General features: G+C 70.8%; 20 protein-coding genes. 10 read left to right on the forward strand and 10 right to left on the reverse strand.

The window, feature by feature from the left end; translation table 11 throughout:
• Positions 1-31 precede the first annotated feature (31 nt).
• From AB0M30_RS06135 to AB0M30_RS06145, 3 genes are all read left to right on the forward strand, one after another.
• Positions 32-334: a hypothetical protein gene (locus AB0M30_RS06135; RefSeq protein ID WP_103341001.1), complete on the forward strand. Its 303-nt coding sequence runs from the start codon at positions 32-34 to the stop codon at positions 332-334.
• Between the two features lie 197 nt (positions 335-531).
• Positions 532-1,833, forward strand: a complete 1,302-nt coding sequence (locus AB0M30_RS06140) for an amidohydrolase (RefSeq protein WP_103341002.1) — start codon at positions 532-534, stop codon at positions 1,831-1,833.
• Positions 1,834-2,034: 201 nt separating this feature from the next.
• Positions 2,035-2,868 (forward strand): DUF559 domain-containing protein, encoded by an 834-nt coding sequence (locus tag AB0M30_RS06145; RefSeq protein ID WP_364581231.1) that lies wholly within the window; start codon positions 2,035-2,037, stop codon positions 2,866-2,868.
• A 63-nt stretch (positions 2,869-2,931) separates the two neighbouring features.
• Here AB0M30_RS06145 and AB0M30_RS06150 read toward each other — a convergent pair whose 3' ends face one another.
• Complete coding sequence (locus AB0M30_RS06150) at positions 2,932-3,384, reverse strand: gamma-glutamylcyclotransferase (RefSeq protein WP_364580558.1); 453 nt, start codon at positions 3,382-3,384, stop codon at positions 2,932-2,934.
• A gap of 126 nt (positions 3,385-3,510) precedes the next feature.
• Between AB0M30_RS06150 and AB0M30_RS06155 the strand changes: the two genes are divergently transcribed.
• From AB0M30_RS06155 to AB0M30_RS06175, 5 genes are all read left to right on the forward strand, one after another.
• The gene (locus AB0M30_RS06155) at positions 3,511-4,911 is read left to right on the forward strand and encodes an NAD(P)H-quinone dehydrogenase (protein WP_103341005.1); all 1,401 of its coding nucleotides are present in this window, start codon (positions 3,511-3,513) and stop codon (positions 4,909-4,911) included.
• 72 nt (positions 4,912-4,983) lie between these two features.
• On the forward strand, positions 4,984-5,451 hold the full coding sequence (locus AB0M30_RS06160; RefSeq protein ID WP_364580561.1) for a hypothetical protein: 468 nt from the start codon (positions 4,984-4,986) through the stop codon (positions 5,449-5,451).
• Positions 5,452-5,591: 140 nt separating this feature from the next.
• Complete coding sequence (locus AB0M30_RS06165; RefSeq protein ID WP_364580562.1) at positions 5,592-6,110, forward strand: hypothetical protein; 519 nt, start codon at positions 5,592-5,594, stop codon at positions 6,108-6,110.
• A 105-nt stretch (positions 6,111-6,215) separates the two neighbouring features.
• Positions 6,216-6,863, forward strand: a complete 648-nt coding sequence (locus AB0M30_RS06170; protein ID WP_364580564.1) for a class F sortase — start codon at positions 6,216-6,218, stop codon at positions 6,861-6,863.
• Between the two features lie 80 nt (positions 6,864-6,943).
• Positions 6,944-7,747 carry a VOC family protein gene (locus tag AB0M30_RS06175; RefSeq protein ID WP_364580567.1) on the forward strand — a complete coding sequence of 268 codons (804 nt, stop codon included), beginning with the start codon at positions 6,944-6,946 and terminating at the stop codon, positions 7,745-7,747.
• 47 nt (positions 7,748-7,794) lie between these two features.
• Here AB0M30_RS06175 and glpK read toward each other — a convergent pair whose 3' ends face one another.
• Together glpK and AB0M30_RS06185 are read right to left on the reverse strand one after the other, a co-directional pair.
• A complete protein-coding gene (gene glpK, locus AB0M30_RS06180; protein WP_364580570.1) occupies positions 7,795-9,309 on the reverse strand; it encodes a glycerol kinase GlpK in 1,515 nt (504 codons plus the stop codon).
• A 32-nt stretch (positions 9,310-9,341) separates the two neighbouring features.
• The gene (locus AB0M30_RS06185; protein WP_364580573.1) at positions 9,342-10,091 is read right to left on the reverse strand and encodes an MIP/aquaporin family protein; all 750 of its coding nucleotides are present in this window, start codon (positions 10,089-10,091) and stop codon (positions 9,342-9,344) included.
• Positions 10,092-10,326: 235 nt separating this feature from the next.
• On the opposite strand from AB0M30_RS06185, the gene AB0M30_RS06190 reads away from it, so the two are divergent.
• Positions 10,327-12,060, forward strand: coding sequence for a glycerol-3-phosphate dehydrogenase/oxidase (locus tag AB0M30_RS06190; RefSeq protein ID WP_364580576.1), 1,734 nt, complete (start codon positions 10,327-10,329; stop codon positions 12,058-12,060).
• Between the two features lie 48 nt (positions 12,061-12,108).
• Here the strand turns inward: AB0M30_RS06190 and AB0M30_RS06195 are convergent, their stop codons facing one another.
• A complete protein-coding gene (locus tag AB0M30_RS06195) occupies positions 12,109-12,696 on the reverse strand; it encodes a TetR family transcriptional regulator (RefSeq protein ID WP_364580579.1) in 588 nt (195 codons plus the stop codon).
• A gap of 119 nt (positions 12,697-12,815) precedes the next feature.
• Here AB0M30_RS06195 and AB0M30_RS06200 point away from each other — a divergent pair, with 119 nt between their 5' ends.
• Positions 12,816-13,709, forward strand: a complete 894-nt coding sequence (locus AB0M30_RS06200) for an SDR family oxidoreductase (RefSeq protein ID WP_364580582.1) — start codon at positions 12,816-12,818, stop codon at positions 13,707-13,709.
• A 7-nt stretch (positions 13,710-13,716) separates the two neighbouring features.
• On the opposite strand, the gene AB0M30_RS06205 is transcribed toward AB0M30_RS06200, so the two are convergent.
• From AB0M30_RS06205 to AB0M30_RS06230, 6 genes are all read right to left on the reverse strand, one after another.
• Positions 13,717-14,247: a GNAT family N-acetyltransferase gene (locus tag AB0M30_RS06205; protein WP_364580585.1), complete on the reverse strand. Its 531-nt coding sequence runs from the start codon at positions 14,245-14,247 to the stop codon at positions 13,717-13,719.
• Between the two features lie 59 nt (positions 14,248-14,306).
• Positions 14,307-15,335: a hypothetical protein gene (locus AB0M30_RS06210; protein ID WP_364580587.1), complete on the reverse strand. Its 1,029-nt coding sequence runs from the start codon at positions 15,333-15,335 to the stop codon at positions 14,307-14,309.
• A gap of 75 nt (positions 15,336-15,410) precedes the next feature.
• Positions 15,411-15,806 carry a DUF1707 domain-containing protein gene (locus AB0M30_RS06215; RefSeq protein ID WP_364580590.1) on the reverse strand — a complete coding sequence of 132 codons (396 nt, stop codon included), beginning with the start codon at positions 15,804-15,806 and terminating at the stop codon, positions 15,411-15,413.
• A gap of 7 nt (positions 15,807-15,813) precedes the next feature.
• A complete protein-coding gene (locus AB0M30_RS06220; RefSeq protein ID WP_364580593.1) occupies positions 15,814-16,341 on the reverse strand; it encodes a DUF1707 domain-containing protein in 528 nt (175 codons plus the stop codon).
• A 58-nt stretch (positions 16,342-16,399) separates the two neighbouring features.
• On the reverse strand, positions 16,400-18,193 hold the full coding sequence (locus AB0M30_RS06225; RefSeq protein ID WP_364580595.1) for an acetyl/propionyl/methylcrotonyl-CoA carboxylase subunit alpha: 1,794 nt from the start codon (positions 18,191-18,193) through the stop codon (positions 16,400-16,402).
• A 106-nt stretch (positions 18,194-18,299) separates the two neighbouring features.
• Entirely contained in the window at positions 18,300-18,575 is a 276-nt protein-coding gene (locus AB0M30_RS06230) for an SAV_915 family protein (RefSeq protein WP_199191507.1), read from the reverse strand.
• Between the last annotated feature and the right edge of the window lie 90 nt (positions 18,576-18,665).

The following is an 18,665-nucleotide window of genomic DNA, read 5'->3' on the forward strand; positions in this document are numbered from 1 at the left end:
GCAGAATGCCTGGTCGCGGCGGAAGGATGACATGGCGAAACTGCGGGGTCTGGTCCTGGTCGGGCTGCTGGGAGCGGTGCTGTTCACCGCGTCGCCGGCGCTGGCCGAGCCGGTGCGTCCGGCCGCCGTCACGATGAGCGTGGCGCACGCGTCCGCGGGGCTGGTCCCGGTGCAGACGCAGCCCCCGGGCCCGGTCCTCGACCCGGCTCAGACGGACAAGGCCAACACCGAGAAGACCAAGAACAAGCTGATCGCGGGCCTGCTGGCGGTGGTCCTGCTCGGCATCGTGATCTGGGGGCGCAAGATCCGTTCGAAGCGGGCCAAGGGGTCCTGAGGTTTTCGGCTTTGCCGAACTAGTGCACGCCGTTCAACGCAGATCCGGTACCGGCCGTCTAGGACGGCTGTTTTCAAGGCGCGGCTTGCCGCCTGCATGGTGCACGATCGTCTGCAAATGCGTACGACAGATCGATCGGCACGAAGCGTGACCCCAGCCGCTGCGCGGGTTACCCGTGTTGCGGGAGGAGGTGCGGCGTGACGGTGTTGGATTCACGACCGGACGTTCCAGGCGACCCCCAAGGGCGCATCATCAACCCCATGGAGGGGTCCGAGGCGCTGATTTCCGAAGCCGGCGTAAGCATGGCTCCTGTGGAGGACCTTGGTGCGGGCCGCGGCCCGTTCTGGCTGGACGGCTGGCTGCGCGCCAACGCGACCGACCTGATCGCCTGGCGGCGGCACATCCACGCGCACCCGGAGCTGTCGCGGCACGAGTTCGCGACCACGGAACTGGTCGTCACGCTGCTGCGGTCGGTCGGGCTCAAGCCGTGGGTGCTGCCGGGCGGCACCGGCGTCGTGTGCGACATCGGCAGCGGTGAGCGGTGCGTGGCGCTGCGCGCGGACATGGACGCGCTGCCGCTGACGGAGGCGACAGGCCTGCCCTACGCGTCGACGACCGAGGGCGCGGCCCACATGTGCGGCCACGACGCCCACACGGCGATCCTGCTCGGCGCGGCCCGCGCCCTGGCCGGCGCGCCGGAGCTGCCCGGCCGGGTGCGGCTGATCTTCCAACCGGCCGAGGAGGTCATGCCCGGCGGCGCGCTGGACATGATCGCGGCGGGCGCGCTCGACGGCGTCGAGCGCATCTACGGCCTGCACGTCGACCCGCGGCTCGAGGTGGGTTCCGTGGGGATGCGCGTCGGCGCCTTAACGTCGGCCGCCGACCTGATCGAGCTGCGCCTGACGTCGCCGGGCGGCCACACGTCCCGGCCGCACCTGACGGCCGACCTGGTGCACGCGCTGGGCACGGTGATCACGTCCCTGCCCGCGGTGCTCTCCCGCCGCGTCGACCCGCGGTCGGGCACGGTCCTGGTCTGGGGAGCGGTCCACGCGGGCCAGGCGGCCAACGCGGTCCCGCAGGACGGCGTCCTGCGCGGCACCCTGCGCACGGCCGACCACGAGGTCTGGACGGCCCTGGAGCCGCTGGTGGCGTCGTCGGTGGAGTCCCTGCTGGCCCCGACCGGCGTCGGCTTCCACCTGGACTACCGCCGCGGCGTCCCGCCGGTGGTCTCGGACCCCGAGTCGACGGCCCTGATGCGCGCGGGCACCGAAGCCGCCCTCGGCGAGGGCGCAGTGGCCCCCACCGAGCAGTCCTCGGGCGGCGAGGACTTCGGCTGGTACCTGGAGCACGTCCAGGGAGCCTTCGCCCGCCTCGGCGTCTGGCCCGGCCCTCCGGCCCCCCAATCGGACATCCACCGCCCCACGTTCGTCCTCGACGAGCGAGCCCTCCTCTGCGGAGTCCGAACCCTCGTCCACACCGCCCTAACCACCCTCGCCTAACCGACCCTCCAGGTACGCAAGCCGACTCTCCAGATACGCGAACCGACTCTCCGGGTCCGGAGTTGTCCACAGGTGAGGCGAGTTGTCCACAGGTCGTGAATGAGGGTCTTCCATCGTCGGCGGAAGACCCTCATTCTCAATCTTGTGATCAATTGGGGAGGACGACACGGTGCGGCTCTGCGTGGCCAAGCCGTCCAAGTGCTGGGTCAGCGAGCGGTCCGTCATGCGCTCGCCGGCGGGCTGCTGGCGCAGCCCTGGCGAGGCGTCGTGGTTCCGGCGTCGGACTCGCTCAAACTGACAACACGGGCCGAGGCCGCCCTGCTTCTGGCTGGCCCACCGGCCGTGCTTTCAGGTGCGACTTCCCTTGCGCTGCATGGGATTTCGGTCGTCGACGGGGCGGACATCCACCTTACTGTCCCCTATGCGCGGCGGGTCCGATCCAAGCCGGGACTGGTCGTGCACCAGAGTGACTACGAGCCGCATGACGTGATCGAAATCGACGGTCTGCCGACATTCAGTCTGGATCTCGCGTTGGCTGATTTCCTCTGCCGCGGTGACAAGCCAACCGCGTTCGCGGCTGTCGAAGAGGCCATGCACGGGCTGCCGCCGGACCACCTCGAGGAGCTCCGTGACAACGTCCGCGACCGCATTGTCGATCGCGCGAGCCGCCAAGGTATCCACAGGGGGCTGTCGATGCTCGCCCTCGCCGGCGGCAAGGCCGAATCGCCGCCCGAGAGCATGCTGAAGCTGATCGTGGTGGAGGCCGGCTTGCCGGCTCCGGAGGTGCAGTACCCGATCAACGACATCGGGGGCAAGCTGCTGTACGTGCTCGACATGGCTTGGCCCGCTCGACGCGTCGCACTCGAGTACGACGGGTTCGCCGCTCATGAGGACCGGCAGGATGCCGATGCCGAGCGGGATCGGCGAATGGCCGGCCGTGGATGGATCACCGTCCGCGCTACGGCCGCCGATCTGCGTGATCCGGCTCGGGTCCTTCGCGAGCTGCGCGAGGCACTTCGGACTCGCTCTGCGTAGCTCGCGTACCTGGAGGGTCGGCTCGCGTACCTGGAGGGTCGGCCTGCGTACCTGGAGGGTCGGTTAGCCGGTTATGCCGGAGCAGGGGCGGGTTCGGAGGTCGCCGACGTAGTCGGCTGGGGCGCCGGCCGCCTCGGCGGCGTCGGCCAGGACGCCCAGGTAGCGGGCCGAAGGCAGGCCGCCTTCGTAGGCGTCCAGGACGTAGAGCCAGGCCAGGACCGAGCCGTCCATCGTCTGGACGCGGAGGCGGATCTTCGAGTGGATCCCGAGCTCGCCGCCTTCCCAGCGGTCCAGCCCGTCCTCGTCCAGGGGGGTCACGTCGTAGAGGACGACGAAGACTCGGGCTCCCGGGTCCTCGACGATCGTGGCCAGGGCACCTTCCCAGCCGAAGTCCTCGCCGCCGAAGGTCAGGCGCCACCCCTCCAGCCAGCCGGTGCCGGCCATCGGAGAGTGCGGCGCGCGCTCCAGCATCTGGGCGGGCTCCATGTTCGATCCGTACGCGGCATACAACGGCACGCCGACAGCGTAGCGACACCTCCCTGACCCGGGTGGACGCACTCGCCGTGTTCGCCCACTTCAGTGTCCGGTCACCTTCGCCGCGTACGGTGAGAGCACCGCACGAACTGCCTTAGGAGGACCCAGGTGACCAGGATCGTGATCATGGGCGGGGGCCCGGCCGGCTACGAAGCCGCGCTGGTCGCAGCCCAGCACGGGGCCGACGTCACGATCGTCGAGCGGGACGGCCTGGGTGGCGCCTGCGTCCTCTACGACTGCGTCCCTTCGAAGACGTTCATCGCGAGCTCCGGCGCCCTGGCGAAGATGCACGACCTCGGCGAGCTCGGCATCAACACCGACATGGCCGACACGAGGATCGACCTCCCGACGGTCCACGGCCGGGTGAAGGGCCTCGCGCTCGCCCAGTCCGCCGACATCCGCGCCCGCGTCCAGCGCGAAGGCGTCCGCGTCATCGCCGGCGAGGCCCGCTTCTGCGACGAAGAGCCCGGCCTGGCCACGCACAAGGTCGCCGTCACGACGAAGGACGGCACCGAGAAGCTGCCCGCCGACGTCGTCCTCATCGCCACCGGCGCCACCCCGCGCGTCCTGCCCGGCGCCGTGCCGGACGGTGAGCGCATCCTCGACTGGCGCCAGCTCTACGAGCTCCAGGAGCTGCCGGAGCACCTCGCCGTGATCGGCTCGGGCGTCACCGGCGCCGAGTTCGCGTCCGCCTACACCGAGATGGGCGTCAAGGTCACCGTCGTCTCCAGCCGGGACCGCGTCCTCCCGCACGAAGACGCCGACGCCGCCGCGGTGCTCGAGGAGGTCTTCTCGCAGCGCGGCACGACCGTCGCGAAGCAGGCACGCGCGGACCGCGTCGAGCGCACCGAAAAGGGCGTCGAGATCCACCTCGCCGACGGCCGCGTGATCGAGGCCAGCCACGCGCTGATGACCGTCGGTTCGGTCCCCAACACCAAGGACATCGGCCTCGACAAGGTCGGCATCTCGCCCGGCCCCGGCGGGTTCATCACCGTCGACCGCGTTTCGCGCACCTCCGTTCCCGGGATCTACGCCGCCGGCGACTGCACCGGCGTGCTCATGCTCGCCTCGGTGGCGAGCATGCAGGGCCGCATCGCGATGTGGCACGCGCTGGGCGAAGGCGTCGCGCCGATCAAGCTCAAGACCGTCGCCGCCAACGTGTTCACCCACCCGGAGATCGCCACCGTCGGCATCAGCCAGCAGGCGATCGACTCCGGCGAGGTGCCCGCGCGCACCATCATGCTGCCCCTGGCCACCAACGCGCGCGCGAAGATGGAGGGCCTCCGCCGAGGCTTCGTGAAGCTGTTCTGCCGCCCCGCCACCGGCGTGGTCGTCGGTGGTGTCGTCGTGGCGCCGCAGGCGAGCGAGCTCATCCTTCCCATCGCGCTCGCCGTCCAGAACCAGCTCACAGTGGACCACCTGGCACTGACATTTTCGGTGTACCCGTCGCTCTCGGGCTCGATCACCGAGGCCGGGCGCCAGCTCATGCGCCACGACGATCTCGACTGATCCGGCACGCAACCCGGGCGCACCCGTCGCGTCTTGTCGGTTGTAAGACTGAAGGACGCGAAGGGTGCGAACGTGCGCAAGACGGTGGTTTTCGTTGCGGCAGCGGTGATCGGGGCGACGACGCTGACGGGGTCGGCGATGGCGCAGAGCACCGGTTCGACGCCGAGTGCGAGCCCGGCGCCGAAGACCGCCGCGGGCAACGTCCAGCTCAACGTGAACACCGCGATCAACCAGTCGCTGGTGGACAAGTACGTCCGCGACGCGCCGAACGTCGCGCTGGCGAAGTGCGAAGGCCCGTCCCCGGCGTTCTCCTCGCCGGCGCTGACCTTCACCAACTACACCCCCGGCCCGTTCATGGGCGCCGACGCGAACATCAGCGCCGACGCCGAGCTCAAGCCCGGCACCGCGGCGGGGACGTACCCGCTGACCGTGACCTGCGGCGGCCAGACCTACACCACGCAGTTCACGGTGCCGGCCTCGCAGGTCGCGAAGGTGCCGGCCGGCGCCGCGAAGGCGGGCGACGGCAGCATGGCCGGCTGATTTCCCGAAACCGCACACGACCACCCCGGAGCCGCGCTCCGGGGTGGTTTTTTCCGGCCCGAGGCAACCTCTTCGCAGGTAGAGCGTCTTTCGAAACAGAGCTCCCGGGGGAGTTTTTCCGAGAGGAAAAGGGGATGGAAATGAAAAAGGTTCTGGCTGTCGCCGCCGTTTCGGGTGGATTGCTGCTCACGGCCCCGGCGGCCTTCGCCGCCACACCGGCCGAGCACGCCGGGAATCCGAAGGCCTACCTCCGCGTCATGCCGACCGCCGCCCGCCCGGGCGCGCAGGTGCAGATCCGGCTCGGTTGCGAAGCCTCGAGCACGCGCGAGCCGGCGTCCCCGGTCCTCAAGATCGGCGCGTTGCGGCGCGTCGGCCCGCAGGACGACCCGGCCAAGGCGCCCGCCGCGGCCGCCTCGGCGGTCGTGCAGCCCGCGAAACCCGGCGTCTACCAGGTGTCGTTCTCCTGCGGCGGCGCGGAACTGGCCGCGAAGTTCACCGTTCTGGGTGAACGTCGTCAGGTGGCGAAGGTGCCGTCGGGCGCACCGCAGACCGGAGGCGGCCCCGCCGAGCACGGCCCGCTCGCCGCCGCGGGCGCCATGGGCGTGCTGGCTGTCGGCGGTGGCGGTCTCGTGCTGGCCCGGCGGTCGTGGCGCCGCTGACCGCGGGGCGTCGCCGACCCCGGTCCGGCAGCGGAGGTACCGTCAGGCGCAACCGAACCGGCCACCCGGACGTGTGAACTTGCGGGCGCCAGGCAGGGGGAGGGCATGACCAGGAGGATCACGAACGGACGGGGTGTCCTGATCGCCCTCGTCGTGGTTTTGGCGGCCACGGTGGCCGTGCTGGCGCTGACGCTCGGCGGCGGCCCCGGTCCGGACCCCGCGCAGCCGCCGCCCGCCCAGCCGGTCGCGGTCGTCCCGGCGCCCCAGGCGCGCAGCGAGGACGCCGCCGCGGCGCTGCCCAGGTCCGAGCCCGTCTCGCTCGACATCCCGAAGATCGGCGCGCACTCGTCGCTGGTCCCGCTCGGCCTCAACCCCGACGACACCGTCGAGGTGCCGCCGGTGACCACGCCGCTGCAGGCCGGCTGGTACACCTACGCGCCGACGCCGGGCGAGACCGGCCCGGCCGTCGTCCTCGGCCACGTCGACGGCAACCACCAGAAGGGCATCTTCTTCCGGCTCAAGGAGCTGGCGCCCGGCGACCGGGTCTCGATCGCCCGCAAGGACGGCACCACGGTGGTGTTCGAGGTGACGAAGATGCACCAGGTGCCGAAGAAGGACTTCGAGGGCGAAGGCGTCTACGACGACACGGCCGGTCCCGAGCTGCGGCTGATCACCTGCGGGGGCGTCTTCGACCGGACCGCGCACAACTACGTCGACAACATCGTCGTCTACGCCCGCCTGGTCCAGGCCTGATTTTCGGTTTTTGTCGGTGCCCGGTGCCAGACTGTCCCGGTCGTCACCAGCGGCGGCACGGACGAGGGTTGGGAGTCGGCATGGTGTTCCGGGACGAAAGATGGCCCGACGGTACGCCCGGCTGGGTGGACCTGATGGTGCCCGACCAGGCGAAGGCGATCGCCTTCTACAGCGGCCTGTTCGGCTGGGACGTGCACCGGGGTGGTGAGGAGACCGGCTTCTACGGCATGGCGGAGCTGCGGGGGCGCCCGGTCGCCGGCATCGGCCAGACCCCGCCGGGCCAGGACATCCCCGCGGCCTGGACGACCTACCTCGCGGTGTCCGATGTGGACCGGACGGCCGCGGCCATCACCGAGGCGGGCGGGCAGATCGTCGTGCCGGTGATGGAGGTGATGAAGGAGGGCCGGATGGCCGTCGCGGCCGATCCGGCGGGCGCGGTCTTCGGCCTCTGGGAGGCCGGAAACCACATCGGCACGCAGGTCACGTCGGCCCCGGGCACCCTGGCCTGGAACGACTGCATGAGCCGGGACTACCCGGCGGCGAAGCCGTTCTACGAAGAGATCTTCGGCTTCGGCTTCCAGGACATCTCGGGCGACGACTTCACGTACGCGGTGGTGCTCATCGACGGGCGCCCGGTCGGCGGCCTCGGCGCGATGCCCGCCTCGGTGCCCCCGGAGGTGCCGTCGTACTGGGCGGCGTACTTCTGGGTGGCGGACGCCGACGCGAGCTCGGCCAAGGTGGCCGAGCTCGGCGGCACGGTCGACGGGAAACCGTGGGACTCGCCGTACGGGCGGCAGGTGCGGGTCACCGACGACCAGGGTGTGCCGTTCATCGTGATCGCCCCGAACGAGCAGTCCGGCGAGCCGGAAGGCTGGGAGGTGTGAAGGGCGGGCCGGGAGCGCCATGAGGCGGCACCCCCGGCCCTCGCCGGTCAGTCCTCTTCGGAGACCCAGTCGAAGGTCTTGGTGACGGCCTTCTTCCAGTTGCGGTACTCGCGCTCGCGGCGGGCGTCGTCCATCCCCGGGTCCCACTGCTTGTCCTGGGCCCAGTTGGTGCGGATGTCGTCTTCGGACTTCCAGAACCCGACGGCGAGGCCGGCGGCGTACGCGGCACCCAGGGCGGTGGTCTCGTTGACCACCGGGCGGATCACCGGCACGCCGAGGATGTCGGCCTGGAACTGCATGAGCAGCTCGTTGACGACCATGCCGCCGTCGACCTTGAGCGACTTCAGCGGGACTCCGGAGTCGGCGTTCATCGCGTCGATGACCTCGCGCGACTGGAAGGCGGTCGCCTCCAGCACCGCGCGGGCGAGGTGGCCCTTGTTGACGAACCGGGTGAGCCCGACGATCGCGCCGCGCGCGTCGGATCGCCAGTAAGGAGCGAACAGACCCGAGAACGCCGGGACGAAGTACGCGCCGCCGTTGTCCTCGACGCTGCGCGCGTGCTCCTCGATCTCGGCCGCGGTCGCGATCATGCCGAGGTTGTCGCGCAGCCACTGCACCAGCGAACCGGTGACGGCGATGGAGCCTTCCAGCGCGTAGATCGTGTCGTTCGAGCCGATCTTGTAGCAGACCGTGGTGAGCAGCCCGTTCTGCGACATCACCTTCTCGGTGCCGGTGTTGAGCAGCATGAAGTTGCCGGTGCCGTAGGTGTTCTTGGCCTCGCCGGGCGAGAGGCAGGCCTGGCCGAACGTCGCGGCCTGCTGGTCGCCCAGGATGCCCGCGATCGGGACGCCGGCCAGTGCGCCCTTCTCGCGGACCTTGCCGTACTCCTCGGACGAGGAGCGGATCTCCGGCAGCATCGAAAGGGGGATGCCCATCTCGCCGGCGATCTCGGCGTCCCACTGCAGGGTGTCGAGGTCCATCAGCATGGTGCGGGAGGCGTTGGTCGGGTCGGTGACGTGCACGCCGCCGTCGGTCCCGCCGGTCATGTTCCACAGCACCCAGGTGTCCATGTTGCCGAAGATCAGGTCACCGGCCTCGGCCTTCTCGCGCGCGCCCTCGACGTTGTCCAGGATCCACTTGATCTTGGGTCCGGAGAAGTAGGTCGCGAGCGGGAGGCCGACCTTGTCGCGGTAGCGCTCCTGGCCGCCGCCGAGGTTGCCGAGCTCGGTGACGATCTTGTCGGTGCGGGTGTCCTGCCAGACGATCGCGTTGTACACCGGCCGGCCGGTCGTCTTGTCCCAGACGAGCGCGGTCTCGCGCTGGTTGGTGATGCCGACGGCGGCGATGTCCTTGGCGGTCAGGTCGGCCTTGGCCAGTGCGCCCGCGGCGACCCGGCGGGTGTTCTCCCAGATCTCTTCCGCGTTGTGCTCGACCCAGCCGGCCTTGGGGAAGATCTGCTCGTGCTCGCGCTGGTCGACCGAGACGACCCGGCCCTCGTGGTTGAAGATCATGCACCGGGTGGAGGTGGTCCCCTGGTCGATCGCGGCTACGTACGAAGTCATTTGTGCTCCCGGAATTGTCGTCGATCGGGCGATCAGGTCAGGTTGTGGACGACGAGGTAGAGGAGTGCGGCGAGGGCGCCACCGGCCAGCGGGCCGACGACCGGGATCCACGAGTAGCCCCAGTTGGCGTTCGCCTTGTTCCGGATCGGCATCAGGAACGCGTACGCGATCCGGGGGCCGAGGTCACGCGCCGGGTTGATGGCGTACCCCGTCGGGCCACCGAGGGAGGTACCGATGACGAGGACGACGAACGAGACACCCGCGTAGCCCAGCGCGGAGTTGCCGAAGTTCGGCGTCCCGCCGTCGCCGGCGGCGTAGGTCGGGCTGAGCAGGATCCACGCGACCAGCACGAAGGTGCCGATGACCTCGGTGACGAGGTTCCACACGGTGTTCGGGATCTGCGGGCCGGTGGAGAAGATGCCGAGGGTGTTCTCCGGCTCGGGGTGATCGTCGAACTGCAGCTTGTAGGTGGCCCAGCAGAGCATGGCGCCGATGATGGCGCCGGCGAACTGGCCGATGAAGTAGAAGGGGACGTTGGCCCACGGGGTCTTGTCCGCGATGGCGAGGCCCAGCGTCACCGCCGGGTTGAGGTGCGCGCCACTGGGCGCGGCGATGCTGGCGCCCGTGAAGACGGCGAAGGCCCAGCCGAAGTTGATGAACAGCATGCCGCCGTTGTTGCCGTTGGTCTTACGGAGGACGTGGTTCGCGACCACACCGTTGCCGAGCAGGATCAGGGCCGCTGTTCCCAGCAGCTCCCAGACGATTATCGCTCCAGCACTCACCGCTGCACCTCCACACTGGACACTCTGCGCAGGGTCGATCACGGCGTGCCACGGCACCGTTGCCGACCCACGTCCGCGCGACGTTACCGGGGCGTAGAAGCTACTTCCAAGCACCGGGCAGCCGAATCTTTTCAAGATCGCGGAGGGTTACGCCACAAGTGTCATCCGTGGACGGGCGGATGATCACCGGGTCGTGCGATGCTGGAAGCCTCGCCGGCACGAGGAGGAATGTCACGTGGCGCAGCACGCAGCGGAGACGAACCCGGCTCGACTGGGCCCGGTCAAGCGGGAAGAGACTTGGCAGCGGCTCGGCAAGGAGACGTTCGACGTCGTCGTGATCGGCGGCGGCGTGGTCGGGGCGGGCACGGCGCTGGACGCCGCGACGCGCGGCCTGCGGGTCGCGCTCGTCGAGGCCCGCGACCTCGCGTCCGGGACGTCGAGCCGGTCGAGCAAGCTCTTCCACGGCGGCCTGCGGTACCTCGAGCAGCTCGAATTCGGGCTGGTCCGGGAGGCGCTGCGCGAGCGCGAGCTGATGCTGACGACCATCGCGCCCCACCTGGTGAAGCCGGTCAGCTTCCTGTACCCGCTGACGCACCGCGTCTGGGAACGGCCGTACACCGCGGCGGGCCTGCTGATGTACGACACGATGGGCGGCGCCCGCAGCGTCCCGGGCCAGAAGCACCTGACCCGCGCGGGTGCGCTGCGGATGGTGCCGGCGCTCAAGCGGTCGGCCCTGATCGGCGGGATCCGCTACTACGACGCGCAGTCCGACGACGCCCGCCACACGATGACCGTGGCGCGGACGGCGGCGCACTACGGCGCGGTCGTGCGGACGTCGACCCAGGTCGTCGGGTTCCTGCGCGAGGCCGACCGGGTGTCGGGCGTGCGCGTGCGCGACGTCGAGGACGGCCGCGAGACGGAGATTTCGGCGGCCGCGGTGATCAACTGCACCGGCGTCTGGACCGACGAGCTGCAGCGCCTGTCGGGCGGCCGCGGCCGGTTCCGGGTGCGCGCGAGCAAGGGCGTGCACATCGTCGTCCCGCGCGACCGGATCGTGTCGGAATCGGGGATGATCCTGCGCACCGAGAAGTCGGTGCTGTTCGTGATCCCGTGGCGCAACCACTGGATCGTCGGGACGACGGACACCGACTGGGAGCTCGACCTGGCCCACCCGGCGGCGACGAAGCACGACATCGACTACATCCTCGAGCACGTCAACACGGTCCTGGCGACACCGCTGACCCACGACGACATCGAAGGTGTGTACGCCGGCCTTCGCCCGCTGCTGGCGGGGGAGAGCGAAGAGACGTCGAAGCTTTCGCGCGAGCACGCGGTGGCGAGGGTGGCGCCGGGCCTGGTGGCGATCGCGGGCGGCAAGTACACGACGTACCGCGTGATGGCGGCGGACGCGGTCGACGCGGCGGCGGTGGACCTGCCCGGCCGGTCCCAGCCGTCGATCACGGACAAGGTCCCCCTGATCGGTGCGGACGGCTACCACGCGCTGGTCAACCAGGCCGATCACCTGGCGGCGGAGCACGGCCTGCACCCCTACCGGGTGAGGCACCTCCTGGACCGCTACGGCTCGCTGGTCCACGAGGTCCTGGCCTCGGCGGAGGGCCGCCCGGAGCTGCTGAAGCCGATCGAGCACGCCCCGGACTACCTGGGCGTCGAAGTGGTGTACGCGGCTTCGCACGAGGGGGCGCTGCACCTGGAGGACGTCCTGGCCCGCCGGACGCGCATCTCGATCGAGTACGCGCACCGGGGCGTGGACTGCGCCGAGCAGGTGGCGGCCCTGGTGGGCGAGGTCCTGGGCTGGTCGCCCGAAACGGTGAAGCACGAAATCGAGGTCTACCGGGCCCGGGTGGAGGCGGAGCGCAAGTCCCAGTCCCAGCCGAGCGACGAAGCGGCGGACGCGTTGCGGTCGGCGGCCCCGGAGGCCCGGGCGGGCATCGTGGAGCCGGTCAGCTGAGGTCTTGCGCGGGATCGCCCACCGGGGTGATCCCGCGCGAGAACCTCGTCATCGCGGAATCTTCGCCGACGCCGTCGCGGTCAAGCTCAGCAGTTCGCGCAGCACCTCCGCGGCGATGTCGGCGAGTGACCGCTGCTCGTCCTCGCGGATCCACTGGGTGAACGCGATCGCGAACACGGTGGCGCCCGACTCGGCGGCCAGGGTCGCGGCCACCTCGTCGACGCCTCGGCGGCGCAGGGCGTCGGCGACCGTGGTGGCGACGCTGGCGAGCTTGTGCCGCTCGCGTTCCTGCAGGGCCGGGTTCTGGTCGATGATCGATTGCCGGAGCCGGGAGTGGGCGCGGCGCTCGGCCGGGAAGAAGGACGTCGCGGACTGCAGCGCGGAGGCGACGACCTCGATCGGGGACGCCTCCGGTGGCGCCGCGTCGACGCCGGCGAGGAACGCGTCCGCCAGCAGCTGCTGCCCGTGGAAAAGCACCTCGCGCTTGTCGCTGAAGTGGCGGAAGAAGGTGCGCTCGGTCAAGCCGACGGACTCGGCGATCTCCGTGGCGGTCGTCTGCTCGAACCCGCGCGTGGCGAACAGCTCGAGCGCGGCTTTCTGAAGCCGCTCGGCAGCTCCCGGTTCCCAGCGCACCATGCGGTCGAGTGTAGTGATGACAGCGGCTGACTTGAAGGGTACGGTGATGTCTGTGGCTGACGTCAGCCGCAGACATCACTCGCTTCGCCCCCGCGTGGAGCCGTCAGAGGAGAGCACTCATGCACGTTTTCGTCACCGGAGCATCCGGCTGGATCGGCTCGGCCGTCGTCACCGACCTGCTCGGCGCGGGCCACGAAGTCACCGGGCTGGCCAGGTCCGACGCGTCCGCCGCCGCGGTGGCGGCGAAGGGCGCCCACGTTCGCCGCGGTGACCTGGACGACCTGGACGGCCTCCGCGCCGGCGCCAAGGACGCCGACGCCGTCATCCACCTCGCGAACAAGCACGACTTCGTCAACCCGGCCGTCTCGAGCACGGCCGAGCGCGCCGCCGTCCAGACCATCGGCGACACGCTCGCGGGCACCGGCCGCCCGTTCCTGCTCGCCTCCGGCATCGCCGCAATGGTCCAGGGCCGGCCCGCCACCGAGGACGACGTCTCCCCGTTCCACGGCGCCGACTCGCCGCGAGGCGGGAGCGAGAACCTCGCGCTCGAGTTCGTCGACCAGGGGGTGCGCAGCGTGAGCCTGCGCTTCGCGCCGACCGTCCACGGCACCGGCGACCACGGGTTCATCGCCATCCTCGCCGCGATCGCCCGCGAGAAGGGCGTCTCCGGCTACCCCGGCGACGGCACCCACCGCTGGGCCGCCGTGCACCGCACCGACGCCGCCCGGATGGTCACCCTCGGCCTCGAGAACGCACCGGCCGGCACCCGCCTGCACGCCGTCGCCGAAGAAGGCGTGCCGGCCCGCGAAATCGCCGAGGCGATCGGCCGCGCGTTCGACCTGCCCGTCGCCTCGATCCCCGCCGACGACATTCCCGCCCACTTCGGCTGGATCGGCACCTTCTTCGCCATGGACTTGGCCGCGACCAGCACGGCTACGCAGAAGCTGCTCGGCTGGACGCCCGGCGGGCCGACTCTCGTCGACGACCTCGACGCGGGGGCGTACTCGGTATAGGCGCCGGTCAGGACGTCCGGTGCCAGCGGATCAGGCGCTCGCCCGTCGGCGCCCGCTCCGCCTCCGGGCCGACCAGCGTGAACCCGCACCGTTCCGCCACGATCGCCGAGGGCGCGTTGCTCTCCTCGTACCGGTAACTCACCTCGGTCAGCCCCAACCCGCCGAAGCCGAACCGCAGCGCCGCGTTCAACGCCGTCGTCGCGATTCCCTTGCCCCGCTCCGCCGGGTGGACCCAGACCGTCGCCTCCGCGTAGGAGGCGTCCAGGTTCAGCTCGCGCAACCCCACTTCGCCCAGGAGCCGGCCCGACGTCGGCTCCGCGATCGCCCAGGAACAGCGCTCGTCGCCGGCCCACTGGGCCGCGCGCAAGGCCACGTACTCCGTGGCCTCGTCGAGCGTGCGCAGCCGGTAGTTCAGCACGTACTTGCGGTGCGTCGGATCGGCGAACGCCTCCATCAACAACGGGCGGTCGTCGATGTGGCGATCGGCGCGCAGCTGGCGCAGGTAGTACGTGCCCGCGTTGATCTCCACCGGTTCCACTCCACCCAGCCTAGCCAGGCCGGGAGCACACCGCCCCCGGCCTGGCGATCAAGGCGGGCTCACGGGGTGAAGCGCCAGATCACCGGCACCCCGCCCTCGTCGAGCGAGCCGTTCGACGCCCAGCCCGCGAACGTTCCGTCGTCGCTGACGTGGCCCGCCTGGTAGCCCCGGTAGGTGCCCGGCTGCTTCAGTTCGCCGGCCGGTGTCGTGCCGTGCCACACCGGAGACTTGCCGTGGTACGAGCCCGGGACCGAGGCCAGCCCGGCCGTCAGGCCGCCCGCGTTCACGTCGATCGCGTACTCGCCACCGGGCAGCGGGGTCGCCTGCTCCGGTGTCGTCCAGCGGATGGCCTGCTCCGCGTTGCTGTTCGACGCGAATCCGACCACGACACCGTGGCGGATCGCCGAACCGTGCGGGTTGGTGAAGCCGGGGAGGTCGGCCAGCGGCCGGCTCACCCCGTCCTTCCACACGATGTCGCGCGCGAACCCGCCGAACAGGATCGCGCCGTCGTCGTCGATGTCGACCACGCTGTCCGTTCCGGCCGGCCAGTCCAGCACCGTCGGCGTCGCGGCCCCGGCGGGCCAGACGGCCGGCAGGTACCGCGCCGGGTCGCCGGTGGTGGTCAGCGTGCCGAGTGCGTCACCGCGCCGGTTCACCGCGTGCACCGCGAAGGTGCGGTAGCCCGGTGGTGGCGTCCACAGGTGGAAACCGGTGGCGTCGAGGACGAACGACCGGTCCTCGTTCGTGTCGTAGTCCAGTGCCTCGCCGTAGATCCGGCCGGCCCGGTCCTCGCCGGCGACCATGGCCCACTCGAAGCCGTCCGGGACACCGCGCAGCACCGGCCGGCCGCCGCGCCAGCTCACGACCTGCAGCTTGTCGCTGACGATGAACGACCCCGTGTACTCGCCCCGGCCGTTCGAAGCCGTCAGGTAGCCGTGCCCCGCGGGGTCGGCTCCGGCCGGCAACGGCAGCACCGTCGGCTGCCAGCCCAGTTTGGGGATCTCGGCCTGCGCCGGTCCCGCCGCCAAGGCCGCGACGGCGATCGCCACGGTGGCGAGCACCCCCGATCGCGCCCACAACTTGTTCATGGATCCTCCCTTTCCCCCGACCTGCGTGATCACCACGCCGGAACGCGGGAGCAGGTTGCCCGGCAAAGGGAGCAATCAGGAACGGCGGCGGCGCGCCCCGGCGATCATCGCGACGACCAGCGGCAGCGCCACCGAAATGATCAGCAGCCGCCCGCGGGAAAGGATCAGCACCGCGATCGCCAGGACGATCGCGATCGGCACCGCGCCCGCCGTCAGGAACCGCGCCAGCGCGCTGTCCTCCGACGAAAGAACCGGAACTCCGGGCGCGGAAACCCCGTTCAGCAACGCGCTCGGGCGCGGCGACGGGAGGTCGTCGAAGAGCGGCACGAGTTCGCTGACCCGCCTCGCCGCCGTGACCTTCGCGGACCTGGTCCCGTACTCGTCGATGTCGAGCCGGCCGGTGCGGACGTGTTCTTCGAGGACGTCCAGGGCGTCCTGGCGTTCCTCGTCGCTCAACCGCATGTCACCCACGGCGGGATCAGCGGCCCAGCTCGCGCCGGCGATCACGGTGGGAGTCGCGCAGCTCGCGCCGCCGGTCCCGGTCGTGGCGGTCGTGGTTCGGGTTCCAGTCGTGGCCCCACATGGACTTGCCGAAGACGGTGAGCCCGATCGGCACGAAGATGACCGGCCACAGGGCTCCGCTGACGGCGGCGATCAGCGCGATCGCGACGATCCAGGTCAACGGCACGATCGCGGCGAGGAACCGCTGTGGTGGTGACCAGTTCTCGGGTGACCCCGGGCGCTGCGGCGCGGGCGCGGTCTCCGTGGCGGGCCCAGGAGCGGCGACGGCCTGGGGAACGCCGTCGTACCTCGGGTGCGGGGCCGGCAGGTCCGCGAAGATCTCGGCGAGCTCGCCGCGCGTCTTGGCCGCGGTGATCCGGGCCGAGCGTTCGCCGTACTCGTCGATGTCGATCCGGCCCGCGCTCATGTGCTCCCCGAGCGCGGACAGCGCGGACTCACGGTTCTGGTCGCTGATCCGCAGCTGCGGAGAGGGGACTTCGGTCACGTAGTCGATGGTAGGCCGCCCCGGGGGCGGCCCACCACGACATCCGTAACGAACCGCGCTACTTGAGCTCGAGAAGCTGCGTGCCCTGCGTCACGGCGGCGCCGACCTCGACCGAGAGCCCGGTGACGGTGCCCGCTTTGTGTGCGGTGACCGGGTTCTCCATCTTCATCGCCTCGAGGACGACGATCAGCTCACCGGCTTCGACGCTCTGGCCCTCTTCGACGGCCACCTTCACGATCGTGCCCTGCATCGGCGCGGTGACGGCGTCGCCGCTCACCGCGGCCTTGCCGCCGCCGGCGCGCTTGCGCGGCTTCGCCTTGACCCCGGTGCCGCCCCCGCCGCCGCCTTCGAGCGCGAACCCGCCCGGCAGCGACACTTCGAGCCGCCGGCCGCCGACCTCGACCACGACGTTCTGCCGCGGTTCCTCTTCGGCGGCTTCGACGTCCGGCGCCACGAACGGCTCGATCTTGTTGTCGAACTCCGTCTCGATCCAGCGCGTGTGGACGCTGAAGCCGTTCTCGTCGCCGATGAAGGCCGGGTCGTTCACGATCACGCGGTCGAACGGCAGGACCGTCGCCATGCCTTCGACGACCATCTCGTCGAGCGCGCGGCGGCTGCGCTCCAGGGCGTTGTTCCGGTCCGAGCCGGTGACGATCAGCTTGGCCAGCATCGAGTCGAACTGCCCGCCGACGACGCTGCCGGCTTCGACGCCGGAGTCGACGCGCACGCCCGGGCCGCTCGGCGCGACGAACTTCGTCACCGTGCCCGGCGCGGGCAGGAAGCCGCGGCCGGCGTCCTCGCCGTTGATGCGGAACTCGATCGAGTGGCCGCGCGGCTCGGGGTCCTCGGTGATCCGCAGCTTCTCGCCGCGTGCGATCCGGAACATCTCGCGCACCAGGTCGAGCCCGGTCGTCTCCTCCGACACCGGGTGCTCGACCTGCAGCCGCGTGTTGACCTCGAGGAAGGAGATCGTGCCGTCGGTGGCGACGAGGTACTCGACCGTGCCGGCGCCGTAGTACCCGGCTTCCTTGCAGATCGCCTTCGCGGATTCGTGGATGCGCTTGCGCTGCTCGTCGCTCAGGTACGGCGCGGGCGCCTCCTCGACGAGCTTTTGGTGCCGGCGCTGCAGTGAGCAGTCGCGGGTGCCGACGACGATCGCGTTGCCGTGCATGTCGGCCAGCACCTGCGCCTCGACGTGCCGCGGCTTGTCCAGGTACCGCTCGACGAAGCACTCGCCGCGGCCGAACGCGGCGACCGCCTCGCGCGTGGCCGACTCGAACAGCTCGGGGATCTCTTCGCGGGTGCGCGCGACCTTCAGGCCGCGGCCGCCACCGCCGAACGCGGCCTTGATGGCCACCGGCAGGCCGTGCTCGTCGGCGAACGCGACGATCTCGGCGGCGTCCTTGGCCGGCTCCTTCGTGCCCGGCACCAGCGGCGCGCCCGCGCGCGTGGCGATGTGGCGGGCGGTGACCTTGTCGCCGAGGTCGCGGATGGCCTGCGGGCTCGGCCCGATCCAGGTCAGCCCGGCGTCGAGGACGGCCTGGGCGAAGTCCGCGTTTTCGGAGAGGAAGCCGTAACCCGGGTGCACCGAATCGGCGCCCGAGCGCTTGGCGGCTTCCAAGAGCTTGTCGAAGTTGAGGTAGCTCTCGGCCGCCGTGGTGCCGCCGAGCGCGAAGGCTTCGTCGGCCAGCCGGACGTGTGGCGCGTCGCGGTCCGGATCGGCGTACACCGCGACACTGGCCAGGCCAGCGTCCTTCGCGGCTCTGATGACGCGTACCGCGATTTCGCCACGGTTGGCGACCAGGATCTTGGTCACCGGACCGCCCGTGGATTCGCCGACCTGCTCGGCCACCCCGCACCTCCTGCGTCCGACAGCTGCATTGCTGACCGCCCACGCGGCATCAGGGAAGTCTACGGATATGCGGTCGGGAGTCTCTTGAGTGAGAGGTGAACCACGCTCAGACGTGGTGGCGGAGCTCCTGCGGCAGCGGCGAGTCGAGCACGATCACGTCGTACGGGTTCGCGGCGTGCACCTTCGCCAGGTGTTCGGTGTTCACCAGCGCCCACGGCTGGTGCTCGCCGCAGCAGTCGATCAGCCGGTCCAGCGCGGTGAAGGCGACCAGCGCGGTGCGGCCGTCCGGCGTGCGGCGCAGCTCGATCGACGCGCCTTCGGTCTCGGCGCTGGCCGGGCCGGTCGGCAGGTAAAGGGCGGGGGGCAGGTTCGGGTTCGTCACCCGGACAACATAGACGGACACTTTCCGCTACGCGTGACCCCGTCGGGCACTCACGCTTTGGGGGGTCCGTGGGGGCGGAGCCCCCCGGGC

Origin of the sequence: Amycolatopsis sp. NPDC051716 (genome assembly GCF_040681595.1) — a bacterium.
In the GTDB taxonomy this organism is placed as follows: Bacteria; Actinomycetota; Actinomycetes; order Mycobacteriales; family Pseudonocardiaceae; genus Amycolatopsis.